Source organism: Nocardia sp. No.11 (genome assembly GCF_038752175.1).
GTDB classification, from domain to species: domain Bacteria; phylum Actinomycetota; class Actinomycetes; order Mycobacteriales; family Mycobacteriaceae; genus Nocardia; species Nocardia canadensis.
This window is the reverse complement of the sequence record NZ_JBCGFB010000036.1, coordinates 21,532-42,570: the sequence shown is the minus strand read 5'-3', so window position 1 is coordinate 42,570 and position 21,039 is coordinate 21,532. Positions and strand designations below refer to the sequence as shown.

Genomic DNA, 21,039 nt, shown 5'->3' with positions numbered 1-21,039 from the left:
TCAGCCGGCCGGCTTGACGATGTTGACCGGCTTGGCCCAGTTGGACAGGCCGACGGTGACCTCGCCCTGGTCCTTCTTCACTACGGCGCGAACGAGATTCGGGCCCTCACCGGTGGACGCGGCGTCCGACGGCTTGGTCGAATCCGAGGCGGGCGGCGCGGTGTCCTGGATCCACAGGGTGATCGGCATGGTGCCGGCGTTCTCGCCGACGCGAGGCACGATCGGGTCGATCACGGCGGCATCGATGGTGCCGGTGACCTTGACGGTGTTGATGCCGTCGATGACTTCGCGGCCCTCGGTCTTCGGGTTCTGGACGTTGGCGATCACGTTCGCGATGCCCTTGTCCTTGTCCAGGATGACGCCCGGATCGTAGACCTTCTCCGCCGGGCCTGCGGGCACGTAGCGGCCACCGGCCTGGGTGTAGAGGACCTTGTCCACCACGAGGAACTTCGACTCGGTGAAGTCGGCCTCCGGCTTGAGCTTGACCTTCGCCTCGCCCATCGCGGCGCCGGAACCCTGGGTCTCGTTGGTGACGTCGGCCGAGACGGTCTCCACGGGCAGGTTCGGCAGGTTCTTCACGTCGATCTTCAGGTGCACGGTGTGCAGGGTCTGCGTGGTCTTCGCCGACTCCTTCACGATCTGCGCGCCGTCGGGCAGCTGACCGGTCGGCGGCGCCGCCGTGGTGGTGGCGTCGTCCTTGGTGCAGCCGGTGACGAGCGCGGCGCAGAGAGCCGCGGCCGCGACGATCGAAGTGATGCCGGAGCGCCGCGCGAAGCGGCTCCGGGGGGTGGGGTGCGGTGTCGTGTCGATCAAGTTTCATCCCCTGGAGATGTCGTGTATGGCGTTGATGAGGCAGCCGAAGCTGCCGGTGCCTGCGACATACTAAGCAGACCATCGGACATCTCGCGCTCCCCCGACGGCGATAGTACCCGAGCTTCGCAGATTGCGACTTGCAAGCGCGCAGTGGAGTTTTCGGATGCTGGTTTCCGCCCTGCCTGGGAAGGATCGTTCCCAGGAACCCTTCTGACCTTCTTGTTCTGCCGAAACCGGCATAGCTTGGTGTCGTAGCCGATGAATAGCTAGCCGACGAGAGAGAAGAAGGTCATGGCAGACAACATCGAAACAGTGGCCGTCAAGGGCTGGGCCTGGGACATCGCGACCGACATCTACTTCCCGCCGGGCATCGACAGTCGAAGGTGAATCCCACCATCGTCTCGGCCCACCCCACCGGCAGCCGCAAAGCGCAGACCTCCGACACCATCGGGGTGCTCGCGATCTGCGGTGGCGCGGGTTACGCCGTGGCGGCCACCAAGATCGACCGGCGGATCAAGGCACTGGGCACCGTGGTCGGCAGCAATGTCGGCCGGTTGATGCGGGAGGGTTTTTCCGAGTACAACCCGATGGGCATGCTCGAGGCGATCGCCGCGCAGCGCACCGCCGAGGCCCGTGGCCAAGCCCAGGTGATCAACGATTTGCTGCCGCCGTCGGTGGAGGCGGCCAAGCAGGCCGGGGTCACCGATATCGATGTCCTCGAGGCCACCGACTACTACAAGACCGATCGCGGTCAGGCCCCCGGCGGCAAGACGAGCTTCAACTTCGCTCGTCAGGCCGCGCTGGCCGATTGGGACGCCTACGACCGTGTCGAGGTCTTCCTGACCCAGCCGCTGTGCGTGGTGATCGGTGACAAGCCGGGCGCGTTCGCCTCGCAGCGGTTGAGCATGGAGCTCTATGGTCGTGCCGCGTCGAAGGACAAGCAGCTCGTGGTGGTCGAGGGCGCCTCGTACTACGACCTCTACGACCAGCCCGGCCCGACCGGGGAAGCGCTGGAGAACCTGGTGCCGTTCTTCGGGAAGCACCTGAGCTGATCAGAATCGACAGACCCCGGGCGGGCCACCGGTACACCGGTGGCCCGCCCTGGGCTCTCGGTCGCGGCGAGGTCGGATTCGGATGGCCGGGCCGAGCGGATTCGACCATGGATCGACGGTTGCCGAGCGAGTCCCTCGGCGCCCTGACCACCGGGGGGCCACCTTCGTCGCTCGGCAACCGCCGGACCGCTGGTCCGGGAGAGCCGTCATCCCGTCTCCCGCGGTATGGGTCCCGACCCCGTATGGATCACCGACCCGACCGGGTACTACCCCGGTCTCCGAGTGCCGAAACAGCAGGCCTCGGGCACCTCCTGGACCACACATCCTGGCCCGAAAAATCGGTAGACCACGGCGATACCCTCGTGCCATGGCACGGGATGAGCGCGGAATCACCGCCCAGAGCGCCGACTTCTCCACCTGGTACAACGAGGTCGTCCTGCGGGCGGCGCTCGTCGACCGCGGACCGGCCAAGGGCACCATGGTCATCCGACCGTACGGGTACCGGATCTGGGAACTCTTGCAGGCCGAGCTCGATCGCCGCATCAAGGACACCGGTCACGAGAACGCCTACTTCCCCCTCCTGATCCCCCGGTCCCATCTCGCACGCGAAGCCGAACACGTCGAGGGGTTCGCCCCCGAAGTCGCCGTTGTCACCCACGCGGGCGGGAAAATGCTCGAAGAACCCCTCGTCGTGCGACCCACCAGCGAGACGATCATCGGCGAGATGATGGCCGAATGGATCGACTCGCACCGTGACCTGCCCCTGTTGCTCAATCAGTGGGCCAATGTCGTGCGCTGGGAGATGCGCCCGCGCATGTTGCTGCGGACCACCGAATTCCTGTGGCAGGAGGGCCACACCGCCCACGCCGACGAGGCCGAGGCGCGCGCGGAGACCGCGCTGGCCCTCGACATCTACGCCACCGTCGCCCGGGACCTCGCGGCGATGCCTGTCGTCCCCGGCGAGAAGACTCCCGGCGAGCGGTTCGCCGGAGCGGTCGAGACGATCACCATCGAGTCCATGATGCGGGACGGCAAAGCCCTGCAAGCAGGCACGTCCCACTACCTGGGCACCAACTTCGCGCAGGCCTTCGGCATCAGCTACGCGGCCGCGGACGGTCGGGACACGCTGTGCCACACGACCTCATGGGGCATGAGCACCCGCATGCTCGGTGGCATCGTCATGACCCACGGCGACGACCGCGGCCTGGTACTCCCGCCCCGGCTGGCACCCCACCAGGTGGTGATCGTGCCGATCCTGCGCGGCGACACCGCGGCCGCCGTCCTGGCCGCGGCCGGCGAACTCGCCGGAAGGCTCCGCGCGGCCGGTGTCCGAGTCCACGTCGACGACCGTGACCACACGCCGGGCTGGAAATTCAACGAGTGGGAGATGCGGGGCGCGCCGGTCCGGCTGGAACTCGGCCCGCGCGACCTCGCCGCGGGCACCGCGGTGCTGGTCCGCCGTCTCGGCGACGACGGCAAACAGGTGGTGGAGCTGGCGAGCCTGCCCGACACGATGCCCGGCATCCTCGACGACTTCCAGGCGTACCTGCTGGCGCGCGCCAGCGCGTTCCGCGACGAGAACACCAGCACCGTCGACGACTGGGCGGCCTTCGAGGTCGCGGTGTCGACCGGGTGGGCGCTCGCGCACCACTGTGGGCGGCCCAGCTGCGAGAACGAGATCGCAGCGATCACCACCGCGACGCCGCGCTGCGTTCCCTTGGCCGGCGAGGCGAACAGCGGCGCCTGCGTTCGCTGTGCCGCGCCGAGCGCCTACGGCAAGCGCGTGATCTTCTCCCGCGCCTACTGACCGCGTGCGGGTCGGCCGTGCGACAAGCCGACCCACACACGACGAGCACCCTTCCCCCGCCGGCCGTCAGCGGAAGCTGTGCCACTACGTCGTGTGTTCGACCCAGCGAGCGCGACGTTCTTCGTCGCTGATCGCGGCCGGCACGTTTCGCCTCCCCTCCTTGCTTCCGAAGCGGTAGGCGACGTCGCCGCATACCGCCGGTCAGCTTTTCATAGTTAAATGCGAATATTAACGTATCAATATGGAGTGGTTGGGGCTCCCCCACTTGTTCAGGCGCACGTGAAGGAGCGGCTGAAGGACTGGCCGCCGATACCCTGGCACGCATTCCGGTCAGTCTGGCCGATTCGTAGCGCGCGAGGCCCTTGTCGGCGGGCATGTCGTCGAGCGCCTCGGCCAGCGCGACCGCGTCGGTCACCGCTTCTTCGAATCCCGCCCCGGTCATCGGTGTCTGCGCGTGCGCGGCGTCGCCGAGCAGGCCGATTCGGCCGTCGACCACGCGGTGCGGCAAGTATTCGGTGATCGGTGTGGCCACCACATCCCGGGAGCGAAAGGCCTCGACGACCCCGGTGCGCCAAGGCTCGTGCCATCGGGCTTGCGCGGTGCGGATCATCTCGTCGTAGACCTCGTCGGGGATCGCGTCTCCGCGCGGTGTGTGCTTGACCTCGGTGCCGTCGATCGCGCCGATTCGCCGGAACAGCGAGGTGTGGTGCGGATCGAACCAGCCCCAGCCGTATCGGGTGACGCCGCCGTCACGGTCGATCAGTGGGTACACGGCGAGCATGTCGTCGGCACCGTTGAAGAAGTCAGGGCCGCCGGCCCGCTCAGCGAAGGACTCGGGCAGCTCCGATTGGCCCAGCCACACCACGTATCCCGCGTAGTCGGCCACGGGACGGGCCGCGTCGACGGCACGCCGCACCACACTGCGGTAACCGTCGGCGCCCAGCAACACCTCGGACGTCCACACCGTTCCGTCCTCGAGTCGGGCCCAGGCAGCATCGGCGTCCTGGCCGATCTCGACGACGTGCGCGTTCTCGATCACCGAGACGAGCGGCTCCGCGTCGACGGCGTCGCGCAGCGCCGAGTAGACGTCCCACCAGGCATGCGGGTACACGCCCTGGCGCATCGAGGCGGGACCGAGCGCCTTGCCGACGATCTCGCGTGCCTGCGGTCCGAGAGCCCGGCGCAGACTTGCACCGACACCAGAATCGCGACGCCGCGTTGGGTACGCCCCGTCGTCCGCTCGAGGACGGTGACCGCTGTGCCACGAGCGGCCAACGAGAGCGCGGCGGTCAAACCACCCAGCGAGCCACCGACGATCACCGTCTGCGTATGACGCGACACCCGCTCGGCAGAATTCGTAGAAATGACGGTCTCCTTCATCGACTCGACGGACGCTCACAGCGTTGGGCCGTGGTGCTGTCCGAGTCGATGGTGGCAGCGGAATGCGCACTGGTGCAGGGGAGAATTCGTTCCCAGGACGGGGTGCGAACCCGACGGGCGCGCCGTTGATTCACGCGGTCGGAGATGCCGGTGGGAGTGCTCCGATGACGGACAGGAGCTGGAGTTTGTCGTAGCTCTCGCTGCCGGGGACGGCGGTGTAGACCAGCAGGAGATGCGATTGGTCGGGGTCGAGAAGTGTCTGACAGGTCAGGTCCAAAGCACCGACCTCGGGGTGCACATAGCGTTTCACACCGGTGTAATGGACGCCGATTTCGTGCTCTTTCCACCGGGTGCGGAATTCTTCGCTGCGGTCGAGCAGCAGCTCCAGCAGGTGCGCCGCGCGTGAATCGGGGCCGCGCAGCGTGACCATCGCGCGCAATCCCGAGGCGAACACGCGCGAGTGCAGAGCGTGGTCGTCGGGGTGGTACATCGCCCGGGTGGCAGGGTCGGTGAACCACCGATAGCCGAGGGAGCGGGCCGGGCCGGTGTAGCGGGTGGTGTCGCCGGTGAGGGCGACACCCAGTGGGGTCTGGCGCAAGGTCTCGCCGAGTTCGGTGACGATCTCGGCGGGGGTATCGGTCAGGCGATCGAAGATGCGCAGCAGGCCCGGGCTGACGTGCTCGCTGGTCGAGCCACGCGCGGGTGGGTTGTGTCCGGCCAGGCGGAACAGGTGGTCGCGTTCGTCGAGCGTCAGGTGCAGCCCCTGCGCGATCGAGGCGATCATCTGCTCGGACGGGTGCGGGCCCCGCTCGCGTTCGAGCCGGCTGTAGTAGTCGGCGGAGAGGTGACACAGCGTGGCGACCTCTTCGCGACGCAGTCCGGCCGTTCGGCGGCGTTCCCCGCGCGGGAGCCCGACGTCTTCGGGTTGCAGTGCTTCTCGGCGGCGGCGCAGGAATTCGGCGAGCCCCGCTCGGTCGATCATCGGCTGCATCCTCCCTGGGTCACGGTTCTGTCCCCAGTCTGCCCTCGGCGGCGCGGGGTTGCCTGGGATCGACAGACCGTGGATATCCACGCGTCCGGGGCGCAGCCTGAAACCACGTCCCCCGTCCAGCGACCCAGGAGCAACGCATGGCACACACACGGCCGGACCTCATCGTGGCCGACCTCACCGGGAAACTCGCCGTCGTCACCGGCGCCAGTGACGGCGTCGGGCTGGGCTTGGCGACCCGGCTGGCCGCCGCCGGCGCGGAGGTCGTCCTGCCCGTGCGCAACCGGCGCAAGGGCGAGGCGGCGGTCGCGAAGATCAGGCACCAGCACCCTCGGGCGGTGCTGTCGGTGCGCGAGCTGGATCTGTCGTCGCTGGACTCGGTCGCCGCACTCGGTGCGGCCTTGCGCGAGGAGAACCGGCCGATCCACCTGCTCGTCAACAACGCCGGCGTGATGACCCCGCCACAGCGGCAGACCACCGCCGACGGGTTCGAGTTGCAGTTCGGCACCAACCATCTGGGGCATTTCGCGCTCGTGGCCCAGCTGCTGCCGCTGCTGCGCGCCGGGCGGGCGCGGGTGACCTCGCAGATCAGCATCGCCGCGAATCGGCACGCCATGCACTGGGACGACCTGAACTGGGAACGGTCCTACGACGGCCAACGCGCGTACAGCCAGTCGAAGATCGCTCTCGGCCTGTTCGGGCTCGAACTGGATCGGCGCAGCCGGGCGGCGGGCTGGGGCATCACCAGCAATCTCGCCCACCCCGGGGTCGCACCCACCAGTCTCCTGGCGGCGCGGCCCGAACTCGGCCGAACACGAGACACGCTCGGCAGGCGCCTCATTCACGCGCTGTCGCGGCGCGGCATCCTCGTCGGGACGGTCGAGACAGCGCTGCTGCCCGCGCTGCTGGCCGCCACCTCGCCCGACGCCCGCGGCGCCCGACTGTACGGTCCGAGTGGTCTCGGGCACCTGTCCGGCGCACCCGCCGAGCAGGCCGTCTACTCCCGGCTGCGCAGCGCGGACGACGCCGCACGCCTCTGGCAGATCTCCGAGGACCTCACCCACCTGTCGGCTACGGTGTAGTTATCCAATTCACGAGACCCGACATCTGGAGTCGATATGCCGAAGTTGGAGATCAAGAGGAAGTCCGAACTCTCTCGTAAAGAGGCGTCCGAGCGCCTGATCGCGATTGGCAAGGCTCTGGCGGGCGAATCGGAGGTGGAATTCGGTTCGGACGGCGATTCCATCGAGGTCGAAGTCGCCGACCGGGTCAGTTGGGAATTCGAAATCGAGGTCGACGGTACCGAGACCGAAATCGAAATCGAAATCAAATGGCGTGACGAGCCGGTCGAATCGGCGCCCGCCGCACCGCCACCGTCCAGAGCGGCCGCGCCGGCCAAGACGCCGCGCCGCGCGCGTGCCCGGAAGCATCCCGCCGGCTGATCCTCAGCCGGGTGCGATCGGCTCGAAGGACCGGATCGAATCGGCGCCGGCACCCACCACCCCCGCCGAGGATTCCGGCACTTCGTTCCACGCCCCCGACAGGTCGCGCAGCGGCTCCGAGACCACGAATCGCGTCTCGGAGCCGAGTTCGCGCAGGATCTCGACCTCCGGGTGCAGTGCCCGCAACGCGGCCAGTTCGGTCGAGAAGAACAGCGACCGTGATTCTCGCTCGCTCGAATAGCGGAACACCCAGAGGAATTCTCCGTCCGTGGTCGCGACGGTCATCTGCACCGGATACTCGACGCCGTGCGCGTGCCCGACGTCTTCGACGAAACCGACCGCGCGGGCGACCGCACCGAACGGATCGTCGGCGAGACCGAAGGTCAAAGCCAGGTAGAACAGGGTTTCGCTGTCCGTCGACCCCTCGATGTCGGCGAAGAGCGCTGGTTCGACGGCGGTGAGCAGATCGCGCCGGGTCTCGTGGAAGCCGCGCAGGGCGCCGTTGTGCACCCACAGCCATCGCCCGTGCCGGAACGGATGGCAGTTGCTGCGTTGCACCGGCGTCCCGGTCGAGGCCCGCACGTGCGCGAGCATCATCGGCGTGCGCACCTGACTCGCGATCTCGCGCAGATTGCGGTCGTTCCAGGCGGGCTCGATGCTCTTGTACACCGCGGGCTCGGCGCCGAGGCCGTACCAGCCGATGCCGAAGCCGTCCCCGTTGGTGGTGGTCACGCCGAGGCGCGAGTGCAGGCTCTGGTCGATCAGGGAGTGCTCAGGGCGGAACAGCAGATCCTCGGCGAGGATCGGCTCACCCGAGTACGCCATCCACCGGCACATACTTCCATTCAAGCAGAAATGTCGGCCTACCGTTTGCGGCCGATACCACCGACGATGCAATGGCGGACCGCGTTGAGCGGGGTGAGGTGGGGACCGTCGGGCCACCAGTCGTCGCACCGGACGAGGCCGGGCTCGACCATCTCCAGGTCGCCGAACATGGCCTGGATCTCGTCCCTGGTCCGGAAGCGGCCACTGCCCATCGGGCTGTGGATGAACTTCTCTTCCATCTTGCGGGCCAGCTCGCTGTATTCCGGTGTCTGCGGGTCGTGGAAGTGGGCGATCGCGACGAACGATCCCGAGGGCAGGGCGTCGATATAGGTCTGCATCAGCGCGGGCCCGTCCTCACCGAGGTAGTGGTGCAGGGTGCCGATGTGGAACAGCGCCAGCGGCCGGGTGAAGTCGAGCGTGCCGCGAACCGTCTCGTTGCCGAGCACCTCGAGCGGACGGAAGATGTCGGCCTCGGCGATGCGGGTGCGGCTGTTGCTGGCCAGCAGCGCCTGGGCGTGCACGAGGACCGACGGGTCGTTGTCGACATAGACCACCCGCGACTGCGGGTCGACGCGCTGGACCACCTGGTGGGTGTTCTCCGCGGTAGGCAGGCCGGAGCCGAGATCGAGGAACTGATCGATCCCGGCCTTGGCCAGGAATCGGCACGCGCGGATCAGGAAATCGCGGTTGGCCCACGCCAAATCGTTGACCTGCGGCGCGACGGTGCGGACCTGCTCGAGCACCGCCCGGTCCACCTCGTAGTTGTCCTTGCCGTTGAGCGCGGCATCGTAGACCCGCGCGATGCTCGCGCGGGTCGTGTCCACCCCGACCGGAACGGCGCTGGGGTAGGCTGCAGGAGAGTGCGACATCGGGCGCCTCCGTGGGCATCGGACCGACTGTACGAATTCAGCCTAGAGCATCGGTTCCGTTGGCACGGAAGCTATCCCGAGGCCGGTGTCACCGCCGGTCGAGCCACTCCGCGAACGTCGGGCCCGCGATGATCGCCGTGGGTCCGGGCAACAGGGCCCCCTCGGCCTGCAACCGGCGGTCCGGGTCGGCGGTGTTCCGCACTTCGACAACCTGCGCCGGTGCGCCGCGGCGGGCCGCGACCCGGGCGACGGCGTCGGCCAGGCGCCATTCCTCGGGCCCGGCGATCTCGACCATCATCGGGCCATCGGCACGGACGAGGTCGGCCAGATGCTCGGCGACCGTGCGCGCGGCGACCAGACGCGCCCGGTACTCGGGCACCTCGGCGCGATCACCGACGGTGGTCCAGTCGAGCATCATCTCGGTGAACTCGTGGAACTGGGCGGCGCGCAGGATGCGCACCGGGACCGGGCCCGCCTGGTAGGCGCGCTCCTGGGCCAGTTTTCCCGCGTAGTGTCCGGCGGTGAAGTCGTCGATGCCGATGATCGAGACCACCGCGATCCGCCGCACCCCCGCTGCCGCCGCGGCCCTGCCGACGGTGCGCGCGACCGTGTCGAAGAAGGCGGTAACCGCGGCGGTGTCGGTGGTCTCGGCGTTGATCGCGTCGACGACCAGATCGGCTCCGGCCAGCGCCTCGGCCAGCCCGTGCCCGGTCACCACGTCGATCCCGGCCGAGCGGGTGATCTCGACGACCTCCTCCCCCTGGTTGTTCAGCACGTCGACGACCTCACGGCCGATCCGTCCGCTCGCGCCGATCACTGCGATCCGCATGGGTGTTTCTCCTTCGCCGGTGAACCTGTCGACGAGATGACGACATGCGGTCGCGCAGTGTGACATCAGCCGGGCAGCGGCGATACCCGGGTCGACGGACGGCTGGCCGCGTGCGACGGGGAGCCGCTGCTCTCACCGCGTGTGCAGGCGACGCCAGGCCTGTTGTTCACCGCCGCCACGCTGCTGCCGATCATGGCGAGTTCTGGTGGCCGGTTGTTCGCGATCGCGATTCATCTGCGGGTGACAGTGCAGTGCATGCCGGCACGCACTGCCTGCCGAGGGGCATCACGTTCGCGGCCGCCGGACTGCACTGAGCGGATCCCGCAGCGATGGCATGCGGGCATCGACCCCGCTCGGCCTCGGGGCGGCGGCGCCGGGTTGGCCGGCCCCGCTGTCGCGCGAGGACGCAGACATCGGTGCGGCCGTCCAGGACGCGTGCGGGCTGGTGCGCGCGACGCTGACCCGCGGCACTACTGGTGCGCCGACAGCCTGCCCGCTGTCTGCGCAGCGGCTCGACAGCGATGCTGCCGAGCCCGCGATCAGAGCTGCGCTTCGATCGCGGCGACGACCTCGCCGGCGTCCGGGGTGACGGTCGGGCGGAAGCGACCCGCCACCGTGCCGTCGCGACCGATCAGGAACTTCTCGAAGTTCCACTGGATATCGCCCGCGCTGCCGTCGGCGGCGGGGGTCTCGACCAGGGCGGTGTAGAGCGGGTGCCGGTCCTCGCCGTTGACGTCGGCCTTGGCCAGCAGCGGGAAGTCGACGCCGTAGGTGACCGAGCAGAACTCCTGGATCTCCTCGGCGGTGCCGGGCTCCTGCCCCATGAACTGGTTGCAGGGGAAGCCGATCACCGTGAAGCCCCGCTCACCATAGGTCTTCTGCAACTCGACCAGGCCGGTGTACTGCGGGGTCAGGCCGCACTTGGAGGCCACGTTGACCAGCAACACCGCCCGGTCCCCCGCCAGCTCGCCCAGCGTCGTGTCGGTCCCGGTCAGGGTCTGCACCGCAATGTCTCGAATGTTCGCGCTCACCACAACACCACCAGATCTCGTCTACGTCGGTTCGATCGCCACCGTACCGGAGCCCGACCGGGGCGCAAGCGTCCCGCTGGGCGGGAGGTTTTGTAACACGTTCTTGTTTTGTCGCGCGGTTGGCGGCACCATTTCGGTACGTACCCGAGCAGCGGAGGAAGCCCGTGACCGAACAGCCCCATCGGATCGACACCGTCCGCCCGCTGCGCGCGAACGCCGTGGAGCACTGGGATTTCGAGGCCGACGTGGTGGTGGCCGGATACGGCATCGCCGGTGTGTGCGCCGCGATCGAGGCCGCCAGAGCGGGCGCGAAGGTGCTCATCCTGGAACGGACCGGCGGCTGGGGCGGCGCGGCGGCGCTGGCGGGCGGGTTCGTCTACCTCGGCGGCGGCACCCCGCTGCAGCGGGCGCTCGGCTTCGACGACACCCCGGAGAACATGGCCGCGTTCCTCAAGGCGGCGCTCGGTCCCGGCGTCGACGAGGCCAAGATCGACGACTACTGCGCGGGCAGCGTCGAGCACTACAACTGGCTCGTCGACTGCGGTGTGCCGTTCAAGGAGTCGTTCTGGGGCGAGCCCGGCTGGGAGCCGCCGCACGACGAGGGCCTGATGTACTCCGGCGGCGAGAACTCCGCGCCCTTCCTCGACATCGCCGAGCCCGCGCCGCGCGGTCACGTTCCCGAGCTGGCGGGCAAGAAGATCGGTGAGCGCAGCGGCGGCTACATGCTGATGAAGCCGCTGGCCGACACCGTCGCCACGCTCGACATCGACGTCGAGTACGACACCCGCATCCGCCGGCTGATCGTCGACGACGACGATCGCGTGGTCGGCGTCCTGGCGACCACCTACGGCAAGCCGGTCACCGTGCGGGCCGCGCGCGGCGTCGTCCTGGCGACGGGCAGCTTCGCCTACGACACCGAGATGATCGACCGCTACACCCCGCGCTTGAGCGGCAGGCCCGGCGCGGCGATCGAGGAGCACGACGGCATCGGCATCCGGCTCGCCCAGGCGCTGGGCGCCGAGCTCGCGCACATGGACGCCAGCGAGGTCGCCATCTTCGGCGATCCGCAGATGATGGCGCGTGGCATCCTCGTCAACGGGCGCGGCCAGCGCTACGTCACCGAGGACACCTACCCGGGCCGCATCGGACAGGCGACCCTGCTGCAGAACGACAACCAGGCCTTCCTCGTCATCGACGAGGCCTCACTCGAGGAAGCGCTGACGACCGAGTCGGCCACCCCGTTCTTCCGGTTCCCACCCAAGTGGGTCGCCGAGACGGTGGCCGAGCTCGAAGCGGACATGGGGCTGCCGGAGCAGACGCTGCAGACCACGATCGCCACCTACAACCGTCACGCCGAAAACGGCAACGATCCACTGCTGGGCAAGAAGCCCGAGTGGGTGCGCCCGATCTCGACCCCGCTGGCCGGTTTCGATCTGCGCGGTTTCACCGCCGGATTCACCCTGGGCGGCCTGCGCACCGACCTCGACTCACGGGTGCTGCACGTCAGCGGCGAGCCGATCGCCGGGCTCTACGCCGCGGGTCGTTGCACGTCAGGGCTGTGCGCGTACGGTTATGTCAGCGGTGCGTCACTCGGTGACGGCAGCTTCTACGGCCGTCGCGCGGGCAAGGCCGCGGCAGCGGCCGGCTCGGACTGAGTCAGGCGGCACCCACCGGACCGCCACTGTCAGTACGCTGCTTGCAGCGCCGCCGCCGGACGACGAGTCCGGCTGCGCTCGCGGGCTTTTCGGGCCCGCGAGCGGGCGCGTCCAGTTGGCTACGACAGATGCAGTGCAGGATCGGAGTTGGACAGTGCAAGCAGGTGGGACGTCCGCGGATTACGTGATCGTCGGCTCGGGGTCGGCGGGGGCGGTGCTCGCGAATCGGCTCAGCGCCGACCCGGGCACCACGGTCGTGCTGTTGGAGGCCGGTCCGGCCGACGACGACAAGTTCGCCCATATTCCGGCGGCGTTCTCGAAGCTGTTCCGCACCGAGCGTGACTGGGACTACCTGACCGAGCCGCAGCCCGGCCTCGGCGACCGGCAGATCTACTGGCCGCGCGGCAAGACCTTCGGCGGCTCGTCGTCGATGAACGCGATGATGTGGGTGCGTGGTTTCCGCGCCGACTACGAGGAGTGGGGGCTCCTCGCCGGCAAGGAGTGGAACTTCGCGGCGGCGGTCGAGCAGTTCCGCAAGATCGAGAATGTCCAGGACGCGCAGTACCCGGACGAGGGCTCGCGCGGCCCGTTGCACGTGCAGCGCCAGCGCAGCCCGCGCGCTTCGACGCATGCCTTCCTCGAGGCCGTGCGTCAGGCGGGCCACGAACTCGAGTCGCCGAACCGGCCCGCGCCGCAGGGCTTCTCGCAGACGATGGTGACCCAGCGCGACGGCAGGCGCTGGAGCACCGCCGACGCGTACCTGCGCCCGGCGATGAAGCGCGCCAACCTGACCGTGCGCGCCGAAGCGCTGGCCACCCGGGTGCTCTTCGACGGCACCAAGGCCACCGGCGTGGAGTACCTGCACGCCGGGCAGACCCACACCGTGACCGCGAATCGCGAGGTCATCCTGTGCGGTGGCGCGGTGAACAGCCCGCAGCTGCTGCAGCTCTCGGGCATCGGCGACCAGGACGAGCTGAAGCAGCACGGCATCGAGGTGGTCGCGCACTCCCCCGAGGTCGGTGCGAACCTGCAGGACCATCTGATCGCGGCCCTGGGCTACAGCGTCGAGGGCGACTCGCTGTTCGCGGCGGAGAAGCCGCTGGAGCTGATCAACTACCTGGTCCGCCATCGCGGCATGCTCACCTCCAATGTCGGTGAGGCGTACGGGTTCGTGCGCAGCGAGCCCGATCTCGAGCACCCCGATCTGGAACTGATCTACGCGCCGGCGCCGTTCTATCACGAGGGCCTGGTCGAGGCGACCGAGCACGGCGTCGTCCTCGGCGCGATCCTGCTGCGCCCGCGCAGCCGGGGCCGGATCGGTCTCGCGTCGGCCGATCCGACCGCCAAGCCGGTCATCGACCCGCGGTACCTGTCCGATCCCGACGGCGCCGACCGCGCGGCGCTGATCGCCGGACTGCGGGTGTGCGCGAGCCTGGTCCAGCAGCCCGCGCTCAAGAGCGCGCTGGGCGAGCTGATCTACCCGCCGGAGGCGCCCGACGATCTCGAGGCGACCATGGCGCTGACGCTCGAGAAGTTCTCGCACACCCTGTACCACCCGGTCGGCACCTGCCGAATGGGTACCGACGCGGCCAGCGTGGTCACCCCGGACCTGAAGGTGCGCGGTGTCGAGGGCCTGCGCGTCGCCGACACCTCGGTGATGCCGCTGATCATCCGCGGGCACACCAACGCCCCGGCCATCTTCATCGGTGAACAGGCGGCGGACTTCATCCTGGCCGAGTCCTGACCCGGGCGTGGTGGCGCGTCCGACCGGGCGCACCACCACCGCCTCACACCGCGGCCAGCGTCAGCGAGGCGCCCGCGAGCAGCAGANGGGGGGGGGGGCGTCCGGGGGGCCCCCCCACCACCGCCTCACACCGCGGCCAGCGTCAGCGAGGCGCCCGCGAGCAGCAGATACGGCAACGGGTAGCCGAGGTCGGCGTAGGCGCGGGCACGCAGGACGGTCAGCTCCGCGCACAGGAAATACACCACGAGCCCGGCCGCGGCGGCGATCGCCAGCGGCCGCCAGGCCAGCCCGGCCAGCAGCGCGAGACCGCCCACCGCCTTGATCACCGCCAGCGGCGTGAGCGTCCACGGTGCGACCCCGTAGCGGCGCATGTTCGCGCGGATCCAGTCGGCGCGGACGACGTCGATCGCCGCGGCGATCAGCGCGGCCGAGGCGGCGAGCACGGTGACGACGACGAAGCTCGTGTGCATGAGTGGGTTCCTCCGGTCTACGGTGAGCGACGGCGACCGCCGTCGATCCGATGACGAACGGGCCGGCCGAAAGGTGACCGATGCAGACGGATGCGCTCGCGCTCGCCTTCGAACAGCGCCGTGACCGGCTGCGCGGAATCGCCTACCGGATGCTGGGCACCGCCGCCGAGGCCGACGACGTCGTGCAGGAGGCCTGGCTGCGTCTGGATCGCGTCGCCGTGGCCGAGATCGGCAATCTCGACGGCTGGCTGACCACGGTCGTCTCCCGGATCTGCCTGGATCTGCTGCGCGCCCGCGCCCAGCGCGCCGAGACCACGGCGCCGGACCTCGCCGACACGCGGGCCACCGGTCCGGGCGCCGACCCCGAGGACGACGCGCTGCTCGCCGACGCGGTCGGCCGCGCGCTGCTGGTCGTGCTCGATGTGCTCGGCCCGCAGGAGCGGGTCGCGTTCGTGCTGCACGACCTGTTCGCCGTGCCGTTCGCCGAGATCGCCCCGATGCTCGGGCGGACACCGGCCACCACCAAGAAGCTGGCCAGCCGGGCCAGGCAGCGCGTCCACGCGCCGGCCCGGATCGAGCCCGCGGAACTGACCGCGCAGCGGACCGCGGTGGCGGCGTTCCTGAAGGCCGCGCGCGAGGGCGACCTGGACGAATTGCTGGCGGTGCTCGCCCCCGATGTCGTGCGCTCGGCCGATCCGGCGGCGCTCCCGCCCGGCATGGCCGCCCTGGTCCGGGGCGCGGCCGCCGTCGCCGAAGGCGCGGTCGTGCTGCGGCAGCGCTCGCGGGAAGCGGTCCTGGTCCTCGTCGACGGTCGGCCGGGGCTCGTCGTTGTCCGGGCGGGCAGGCCGCTGTTCGTGCTCACCTTCACCATCCGGGCAACGCGGATCGCGGCCTACGACGTGGTCGCCGACCCGGTCAGGCTGGCCGGTCTCACCTTGTCGCTGCTGCCGGATCAGTCCTGAGACGCTGCCACCCGGTCGATTTCGGCACGCTGTGCAAGATCGCACGCGATGCGGTGCCGCATCGCGTGCGAGAAGGCAGCGCGCGCAGCCGAATCCGGGCCGTCACAGGGCCGGGACGCGCGCGAACCCCAGCGGCGGCGTCGGGACCGGGCCCGAACGCAGGTCGTGCCGGAAGTCCGGCAACAGCGGCAGCATGTCCACGTTGCGGGCGGCATAGCAGCGCACCATCGGCAGCGCACGCGAGACCTCGGCGCGCTCGACCGGCTCGGCGTCGAGGAACGCCATCCCGTCCAGCCCGAGGCCCAGGGTGTCGGCGATCCGCACGATCGAGGCCGACTTGCGGCCCCAGCCCACCTCGACCGCCGAGAACATCTCGTAGAGGCCGTGCCGATAGAGCGTGCGCAGGGTGCGCGAACGATCACCACGTGCCGCGACGGCATGCAGCACTCCCCGTTCGCTCAGCTTGGTGAGCGTACGCAGTGCCTGCGGGCGCAGCGTGGTGCTGGTCGAGTCGTGGACAACGCCGTCCCACAGGGTTTCGTCCAGTTCCCAGACCAGACAACGGACGGCAGGTCGCATGGTGCCCCTATCGGTTCGTTCCGGCGCGGAGAACTCTACAACCACTCATAGCGATGGACCAGACTTGTGACCGCTCACCAAGCAGGCAAGCAAGCATGGGTCCACGACCCATAACCTGACGTTCCATTCCGGCATCGCCGCGGGTTGGCTAGGGTGAACACGCTGGACAGCGGGGGCAGAGCCGCAAGATGGGCGAAGGGAACACAGATGTCCGTTGAGAATCCACCCCGGCAATCACTGACCATCTCCGGTCAGCCGATGTCGTCGCCGTTGAAGGACGTGCGCGCCCTGTCTCGGCAGATGGTCGGCCACTTCGTCGCCAATGTCGTCCCCTGCGGCACGCTGCCGGGCGACGCGATCACCGGCGACGTCACCACCATCACCCGGATCTGCCTCGAATTCGCCGTCAGCATGCTCGACGGCCGCGACATCCCCAACAAGCTGCAGCGCCTGCAGGACGCGGCCAGCGGCTGGGCCCGCGAGGGCGTGCCGATCGACACCATCCACCACTCGATCGCCGAAGGGTTCAAGATCGGCCTCGACCTGGTGGTCGCGAACGCGTCGGTGAAGGACTACGACAATCTCGTCGACGGCGTCAAGATGGTGATGGAGATGCTCGACACCATCACCGCCCAGGTGTCGCTGGCCTACGTGCGGGAGTTGCGCGGCGTGGTCAGCGAGCACCACACCGCCGTGCACACCCTCACCTCGGCGCTGCTCGGCGGCCACAGCACCTCGACGATGGCCCGCGAGTGCGGCATCGCCATCGCCGAGACCTATGCCGTTCTGGCCCTGGCGATCCCGCCGCACCGCGAGGAGGCCAACCCGGCCCTCGACGCCCAGGTGGTCGCGCGCCGCAAGCTGCGCCGGGTGCAGGCCGAGCTGGCCAAGCGCTGCGGCGATTCGGCGCTGTCGCTGCTCAGTGTCGACGGCGGCACGGTGCTCATCCCCGCGGGCACCTTCGATCGCGACGGCCTCGCCGCCCTCGTGGCCCAGCTCTCGCAGGCGGCCCAGGTCGGTATCACCGCGGCGCTGGTGGAGACCAGCACGACCGGCGTGCCCGATGCCGCCGACCAGGCCCACGAGTTGCTCGACATGGTGCAGCGGCTCGAGGTCACCTCCGGGCTGTACCGCTTCGACGAGTTGGCTCTCGAGTACCAGCTGACCCGCCCCGGCCCCGGCCGGGAGTTCCTCGGTTCGCTGCTCGATCCGCTGGACCAGTACCCCGAACTGCTCGAGACCCTGCAGCGCCACATCGCGAACAATCTCAACCGCCAGCGCACCGCCCGGGTGCTGCACGTGCACACCAACACCGTCGACTACCGGCTCAAGCGGATCGGCCAGCTCACCGGTTTCGACCCGACCCAGCCCTCGGGTCTGTGGTATCTGCGCTCGGCGCTGGTCGCCCGCAGCTACCGTTCCGCGGCCTGATCCCACCCCCGCGACGCCGAAGGCGCTGTCCGCGATCGCGGACAGCGCCTTCGCCTCGTCTCACAGGGAGCCACCACCCCCGACCAGCCAGGGGTTGAACTCGCAGACCAGGTTCGGGCTGCTCGCCGGATCGAGGGCCCGCAGCGCGATCGACAGCGCGCGCGGGGAGTACATCATCGTCAGGTGGTCGGAAACGTCCTGTTCGCAGCCCTCCTGCAGGGTGATGTTGTCGACCGTGGCGCCGGGACCGGGCTTCAGGAAGGTCAGGTCGTAGGGGTTGGTGACCTCGTCGTAGCGGGTGCCGACGACGGTGTAGTCGACGCCGGGGACGGTGTCACCGTTGGCGTTGAGCTGGTTGACGAAGTCCGAACCGATCGTCTGCTGGATGCCGGCATGCCCGACGAAGATCTCGATCAGACCCAGGATGTCGATACCGGCGTTGTTGATCATCCGGCCCAGGGCACCGATGCCGTCGAGGCTGGTGCCGTGGTGGGTGGCACCGTAGGTGACGAGGTTCTTCACCTTGGCCGCGCCGCCGTCGTACTTGGTGTACCAGTTGGCCAGCGCGCCGCCCTGGGAGTGGGCGATGATGTCGACCTCGTCGGTGCCGGTGGCCGCCAGCACACGGTCGACGAAGGTGGCGACCTGCTTGGACGAGTCCTGGATGTAGCCGGTGCCCATGACGCCGGGCAGCAGCGAGCCGAGGCCGCCGCCTTCGACCAGGCCCGAGCGGCCGTAGTTGAAGGTGAAGGTGCAATAGCCCGCGTCCTTGATCGGCTGACCCATGAAGGCGTAGCCGTTATAGGCGTTCATCCAGGTGCCGTGCAACAGCACCACCGGACGCGGATGTTCGGCGGTCGGCTTGCAGTTCCAGTCGTTGGCGCCGGGCGGGGCGGCGTCGCCGTTGCCGAGGCCGTAGGCGAACGCGGCCAGGAAAGCGGTCTGCGCGGGACCGTAACCGATGGTGTCGGTGGACTTTCCACCGGAGGAGCCCGAACTGGAGCCCGAACCGCCGTAGCAGTTGCCCGAGCCGTTCCCCGATCCGGCGCCGCTGCCGGAGGTGCAGGCCGAACCGCTACCCGGCCCGGCCACTTCGCGGCCGGAGGTGATGATGTCGGCGAGGGCCTGCTCGGAGGGCGCGGGGTCGGGGGACGCGGCTGCCCCCGGACCGGTGAGCGCGACGGCGAGCGCGCCGACGCCGGTGAGCACCGCCGTGTGTAGCGTCCGTCTGCGACTGGGAGATTTCATCGTTGGCGTATCTTCCTGTGCGATTCGAGAAATACGAATGGCTTTGTCGAAACCGCACCGAACATAAGTCCCGAAAAACCCCGCAATTCGGCCGTTTCCGGGTTTCTGGACAGGTCACCACGGCTGATCGAAAACCCCCATGAGGGGGCACAGGAATTCTTCGGCAATCCGGACCGCACCGCGGACCGGATCCCCTTCATCGCCGTCTCACCAGCGCTGACCGGCTGTCATCGCCCACACCACCCGGGAATTCCGCGGCCCGCTGACCTTTCACAGCAGCCGCCCGCGAAGATCGAAGAGAATTCCCACTTCCGCCGGTCAGCATTCACTGCGTGCCGCGACACCCTGCAATCGCTCGTCGAGCCAGAGCATCGCCTCCGGATATCCGGTGACCGCACCGATCACGTGCTCACCGAACACGCTGCGGTACACCGCGTTCGCGCCGAGCGAGCATTGCTCGTTGTACAGATTCCGCGCGCCGGCGGCGGGGATCCAGAACTCCTGCTCGCCGTTGTAGATGTAGAGCGGTGTGGCCGAGCGCATTCCGGCCATCCGGGTGATCTCGTAGATCCGGGTGGCCAGGTCCGAGCGCAACGGGTCGGGGATGTTCGCGCCGACATCGATCGGCAGGTGCAGGACGCCGGGGACGGCGAACACGCTCACGCACTGGTCCTTCATCACCGAGGTGGCGACCCAGCGCGCGAGGTTGTTCATCGCGGCCAGGATCTCGGGACGTTCCCTGCCGATCGCGAAGGTGGCCGCCATGAAGATCCCGGAGGCGAGATTGGCGTTCATACTGCGCGAGAGGATCTCGAAATCGGCGGGCACACCGCCCAGCGCCGCCCCGACGATCACGTCGGCGAGTTCCGGCGCGTAGGAGTCGATCAGCTTGGCCGCGCCGTGGGTGGCGATGGCACCGCCGGAGTAGCCGGTCATCGCGAACCGGCTCGCGCCGAACACCGCCGGGTCGAGGCCGCGCACGGCCCGGATTCCGTCGAGCACCGCGTGCCCGGCGACATACGGCTCCGCGTAGGCCATCCACGGGCCCTCGTGATCGGGCACCAGCACGGCGTATCCACGCAGTGCCGCCAATTGCGTGGTCGGCGGGATGAATTCGGTCGAGCTCGAGTGCAGCGTGAGGCCGTGCGCGAGGGTGTATCCCGGCGTGCAGTCGCGCCCCAGCGCGTCGATCGGCAGGTTGTTGACCAGGACCGGCCGATCGCCGGGTCCGGTCCAGTCGGTGGCGGGCACGAGCAGCGTCGCCGTGGCGAAGGACGGGCGACCTTGCGAATCGTCGGTGCGATATTTGAGCAGGGTGGCCGAGCGCAGCGGCACCAGGGTCAGCGGACCCGCGGTGGCGAGGATGTCGCGGGTGGCGATGATCTGTCCCGGCGTGTAATCGGCCAGCCCGTCGGGCCAATGGTCGAACATCGCGTCGCCCACGGCCGACGGCAGGACCGCGGCCCGCAGCGCGGCGAGCTCGGCATCGGGATCGGCACCGGCCGCCGGTTGGATCGGTGACGGCAGTACCTGATCGATCCAGCGTTGCAAGTCGGGCAGGAACCCCGGCGTACCCGGTTGCGGCACCGGGAATTCCGGGGTGGGTTCGGCGGCGGCACTGCCGACGGACAACGAACACAGCAGCAGGATCGAGCAGACCAACACACGCACAGATCGCATGGCACACACGCCTTCGGGTGGCAACGTCGGATTCGTCGCTGACGTGCGGCGATGCGGTGCTTCGTCTCCCGTCGAACTTCCCCCAGCGCACCCTCGTCAGTCCACTGAAGGTACGCCGGAACCACCCCGCCGGATCGGCGTCGTGCCCGAGTCGTGACGCAATGCGGCACGATCGCAACAACAATCGGCCCGAATCCGCTTCGGGGCGTGCGGATCCGGGCCGATCGAAACCGG

At 69.1% G+C, this 21,039-nt stretch carries 20 protein-coding genes; 8 read left to right on the top strand and 12 right to left on the bottom strand.

Annotation, left to right across the window (positions count from 1 at the left end; all coding sequences use genetic code 11):
- The gene (locus V8688_RS14000) at positions 1–813 is read right to left on the bottom strand and encodes an LppX_LprAFG lipoprotein (RefSeq protein WP_255588254.1); all 813 of its coding nucleotides are present in this window, start codon (positions 811–813) and stop codon (positions 1–3) included.
- A 383-nt stretch (positions 814–1,196) separates the two neighbouring features.
- Here V8688_RS14000 and V8688_RS13995 point away from each other — a divergent pair, with 383 nt between their 5' ends.
- Positions 1,197–1,865, top strand: a complete 669-nt coding sequence (locus V8688_RS13995) for an alpha/beta hydrolase (protein ID WP_342800949.1) — start codon at positions 1,197–1,199, stop codon at positions 1,863–1,865.
- 367 nt (positions 1,866–2,232) lie between these two features.
- On the top strand, positions 2,233–3,672 hold the full coding sequence (gene proS, locus V8688_RS13990; RefSeq protein ID WP_342800948.1) for a proline--tRNA ligase: 1,440 nt from the start codon (positions 2,233–2,235) through the stop codon (positions 3,670–3,672).
- On the opposite strand, the gene V8688_RS13985 is transcribed toward proS, so the two are convergent.
- The 3 genes from V8688_RS13985 to V8688_RS13975 all read right to left on the bottom strand — a co-directional run bounded on the left by V8688_RS13985 (position 3,554) and on the right by V8688_RS13975 (position 6,034).
- Positions 3,554–4,711 carry an FAD-dependent monooxygenase gene (locus V8688_RS13985; protein WP_342800947.1) on the bottom strand — a complete coding sequence of 386 codons (1,158 nt, stop codon included), beginning with the start codon at positions 4,709–4,711 and terminating at the stop codon, positions 3,554–3,556. The genes proS and V8688_RS13985 overlap by 119 nt on opposite strands.
- Complete coding sequence (locus V8688_RS13980) at positions 4,708–5,052, bottom strand: FAD-dependent monooxygenase (protein WP_218720055.1); 345 nt, start codon at positions 5,050–5,052, stop codon at positions 4,708–4,710. The genes V8688_RS13985 and V8688_RS13980 overlap by 4 nt, the downstream gene beginning before the upstream one ends.
- Before the next feature lie 130 nt (positions 5,053–5,182).
- Positions 5,183–6,034 carry a helix-turn-helix transcriptional regulator gene (locus V8688_RS13975; RefSeq protein ID WP_218720054.1) on the bottom strand — a complete coding sequence of 284 codons (852 nt, stop codon included), beginning with the start codon at positions 6,032–6,034 and terminating at the stop codon, positions 5,183–5,185.
- Between the two features lie 146 nt (positions 6,035–6,180).
- On the opposite strand from V8688_RS13975, the gene V8688_RS13970 reads away from it, so the two are divergent.
- Together V8688_RS13970 and V8688_RS13965 are read left to right on the top strand one after the other, a co-directional pair.
- Positions 6,181–7,122, top strand: coding sequence for an SDR family oxidoreductase (locus tag V8688_RS13970; protein ID WP_218720053.1), 942 nt, complete (start codon positions 6,181–6,183; stop codon positions 7,120–7,122).
- Between the two features lie 36 nt (positions 7,123–7,158).
- Positions 7,159–7,482, top strand: a complete 324-nt coding sequence (locus tag V8688_RS13965) for an amphi-Trp domain-containing protein (protein ID WP_316574731.1) — start codon at positions 7,159–7,161, stop codon at positions 7,480–7,482.
- A 3-nt stretch (positions 7,483–7,485) separates the two neighbouring features.
- Here V8688_RS13965 and V8688_RS13960 read toward each other — a convergent pair whose 3' ends face one another.
- The 4 genes from V8688_RS13960 to V8688_RS13945 form a co-directional block, all read right to left on the bottom strand.
- Positions 7,486–8,307 carry a class II glutamine amidotransferase gene (locus V8688_RS13960; RefSeq protein ID WP_316574730.1) on the bottom strand — a complete coding sequence of 274 codons (822 nt, stop codon included), beginning with the start codon at positions 8,305–8,307 and terminating at the stop codon, positions 7,486–7,488.
- 38 nt (positions 8,308–8,345) lie between these two features.
- A complete protein-coding gene (locus V8688_RS13955; RefSeq protein WP_316574729.1) occupies positions 8,346–9,176 on the bottom strand; it encodes an SAM-dependent methyltransferase in 831 nt (276 codons plus the stop codon).
- Between the two features lie 88 nt (positions 9,177–9,264).
- The gene (locus V8688_RS13950; protein ID WP_255588251.1) at positions 9,265–10,005 is read right to left on the bottom strand and encodes an NAD(P)H-binding protein; all 741 of its coding nucleotides are present in this window, start codon (positions 10,003–10,005) and stop codon (positions 9,265–9,267) included.
- Positions 10,006–10,544: 539 nt separating this feature from the next.
- Positions 10,545–11,039, bottom strand: coding sequence for a glutathione peroxidase (locus V8688_RS13945; RefSeq protein ID WP_308248586.1), 495 nt, complete (start codon positions 11,037–11,039; stop codon positions 10,545–10,547).
- Positions 11,040–11,200: 161 nt separating this feature from the next.
- Here V8688_RS13945 and V8688_RS13940 point away from each other — a divergent pair, with 161 nt between their 5' ends.
- On the top strand, positions 11,201–12,691 hold the full coding sequence (locus V8688_RS13940; RefSeq protein ID WP_218720048.1) for an FAD-dependent oxidoreductase: 1,491 nt from the start codon (positions 11,201–11,203) through the stop codon (positions 12,689–12,691).
- A 154-nt stretch (positions 12,692–12,845) separates the two neighbouring features.
- On the top strand, positions 12,846–14,435 hold the full coding sequence (locus V8688_RS13935; protein ID WP_316574727.1) for a GMC family oxidoreductase N-terminal domain-containing protein: 1,590 nt from the start codon (positions 12,846–12,848) through the stop codon (positions 14,433–14,435).
- 125 nt (positions 14,436–14,560) lie between these two features.
- Here V8688_RS13935 and V8688_RS13930 read toward each other — a convergent pair whose 3' ends face one another.
- Positions 14,561–14,905 carry a DoxX family protein gene (locus tag V8688_RS13930; RefSeq protein WP_218720046.1) on the bottom strand — a complete coding sequence of 115 codons (345 nt, stop codon included), beginning with the start codon at positions 14,903–14,905 and terminating at the stop codon, positions 14,561–14,563.
- 80 nt (positions 14,906–14,985) lie between these two features.
- Between V8688_RS13930 and V8688_RS13925 the strand changes: the two genes are divergently transcribed.
- Positions 14,986–15,867 carry a sigma-70 family RNA polymerase sigma factor gene (locus V8688_RS13925; RefSeq protein WP_218720045.1) on the top strand — a complete coding sequence of 294 codons (882 nt, stop codon included), beginning with the start codon at positions 14,986–14,988 and terminating at the stop codon, positions 15,865–15,867.
- A 102-nt stretch (positions 15,868–15,969) separates the two neighbouring features.
- Here the strand turns inward: V8688_RS13925 and V8688_RS13920 are convergent, their stop codons facing one another.
- Positions 15,970–16,446: an HAD-IIIC family phosphatase gene (locus V8688_RS13920; protein WP_218720044.1), complete on the bottom strand. Its 477-nt coding sequence runs from the start codon at positions 16,444–16,446 to the stop codon at positions 15,970–15,972.
- Positions 16,447–16,653: 207 nt separating this feature from the next.
- Between V8688_RS13920 and V8688_RS13915 the strand changes: the two genes are divergently transcribed.
- Positions 16,654–17,877: a helix-turn-helix domain-containing protein gene (locus V8688_RS13915; protein WP_218720043.1), complete on the top strand. Its 1,224-nt coding sequence runs from the start codon at positions 16,654–16,656 to the stop codon at positions 17,875–17,877.
- Positions 17,878–17,937: 60 nt separating this feature from the next.
- Here the strand turns inward: V8688_RS13915 and V8688_RS13910 are convergent, their stop codons facing one another.
- On the bottom strand, positions 17,938–19,125 hold the full coding sequence (locus V8688_RS13910; protein WP_316574726.1) for an alpha/beta fold hydrolase: 1,188 nt from the start codon (positions 19,123–19,125) through the stop codon (positions 17,938–17,940).
- Between the two features lie 318 nt (positions 19,126–19,443).
- A complete protein-coding gene (locus V8688_RS13905; RefSeq protein ID WP_218720041.1) occupies positions 19,444–20,805 on the bottom strand; it encodes a lipase family protein in 1,362 nt (453 codons plus the stop codon).
- Positions 20,806–21,039 lie beyond the last annotated feature (234 nt).

What these genes read in the sequence shown, in the direction of transcription:
- proS (WP_342800948.1), top strand. Translation starts at nt 2,233, where the DNA reads ATGGCACGGGATGAGCGCGGAATCACCGCCCAGAGCGCCGACTTCTCC.
- V8688_RS13980 (WP_218720055.1), bottom strand. Translation starts at nt 5,052, where the DNA reads ATGAAGGAGACCGTCATTTCTACGAATTCTGCCGAGCGGGTGTCGCGT.
- V8688_RS13975 (WP_218720054.1), bottom strand. Translation starts at nt 6,034, where the DNA reads ATGATCGACCGAGCGGGGCTCGCCGAATTCCTGCGCCGCCGCCGAGAA.
- V8688_RS13970 (WP_218720053.1), top strand. Translation starts at nt 6,181, where the DNA reads ATGGCACACACACGGCCGGACCTCATCGTGGCCGACCTCACCGGGAAA.
- V8688_RS13965 (WP_316574731.1), top strand. Translation starts at nt 7,159, where the DNA reads ATGCCGAAGTTGGAGATCAAGAGGAAGTCCGAACTCTCTCGTAAAGAG.
- V8688_RS13960 (WP_316574730.1), bottom strand. Translation starts at nt 8,307, where the DNA reads ATGGCGTACTCGGGTGAGCCGATCCTCGCCGAGGATCTGCTGTTCCGC.
- V8688_RS13955 (WP_316574729.1), bottom strand. Translation starts at nt 9,176, where the DNA reads ATGTCGCACTCTCCTGCAGCCTACCCCAGCGCCGTTCCGGTCGGGGTG.
- V8688_RS13950 (WP_255588251.1), bottom strand. Translation starts at nt 10,005, where the DNA reads ATGCGGATCGCAGTGATCGGCGCGAGCGGACGGATCGGCCGTGAGGTC.
- V8688_RS13930 (WP_218720046.1), bottom strand. Translation starts at nt 14,905, where the DNA reads ATGCACACGAGCTTCGTCGTCGTCACCGTGCTCGCCGCCTCGGCCGCG.
- V8688_RS13925 (WP_218720045.1), top strand. Translation starts at nt 14,986, where the DNA reads ATGCAGACGGATGCGCTCGCGCTCGCCTTCGAACAGCGCCGTGACCGG.
- V8688_RS13920 (WP_218720044.1), bottom strand. Translation starts at nt 16,446, where the DNA reads ATGCGACCTGCCGTCCGTTGTCTGGTCTGGGAACTGGACGAAACCCTG.
- V8688_RS13915 (WP_218720043.1), top strand. Translation starts at nt 16,654, where the DNA reads ATGTCCGTTGAGAATCCACCCCGGCAATCACTGACCATCTCCGGTCAG.
- V8688_RS13910 (WP_316574726.1), bottom strand. Translation starts at nt 19,125, where the DNA reads ATGAAATCTCCCAGTCGCAGACGGACGCTACACACGGCGGTGCTCACC.
- V8688_RS13905 (WP_218720041.1), bottom strand. Translation starts at nt 20,805, where the DNA reads ATGCGATCTGTGCGTGTGTTGGTCTGCTCGATCCTGCTGCTGTGTTCG.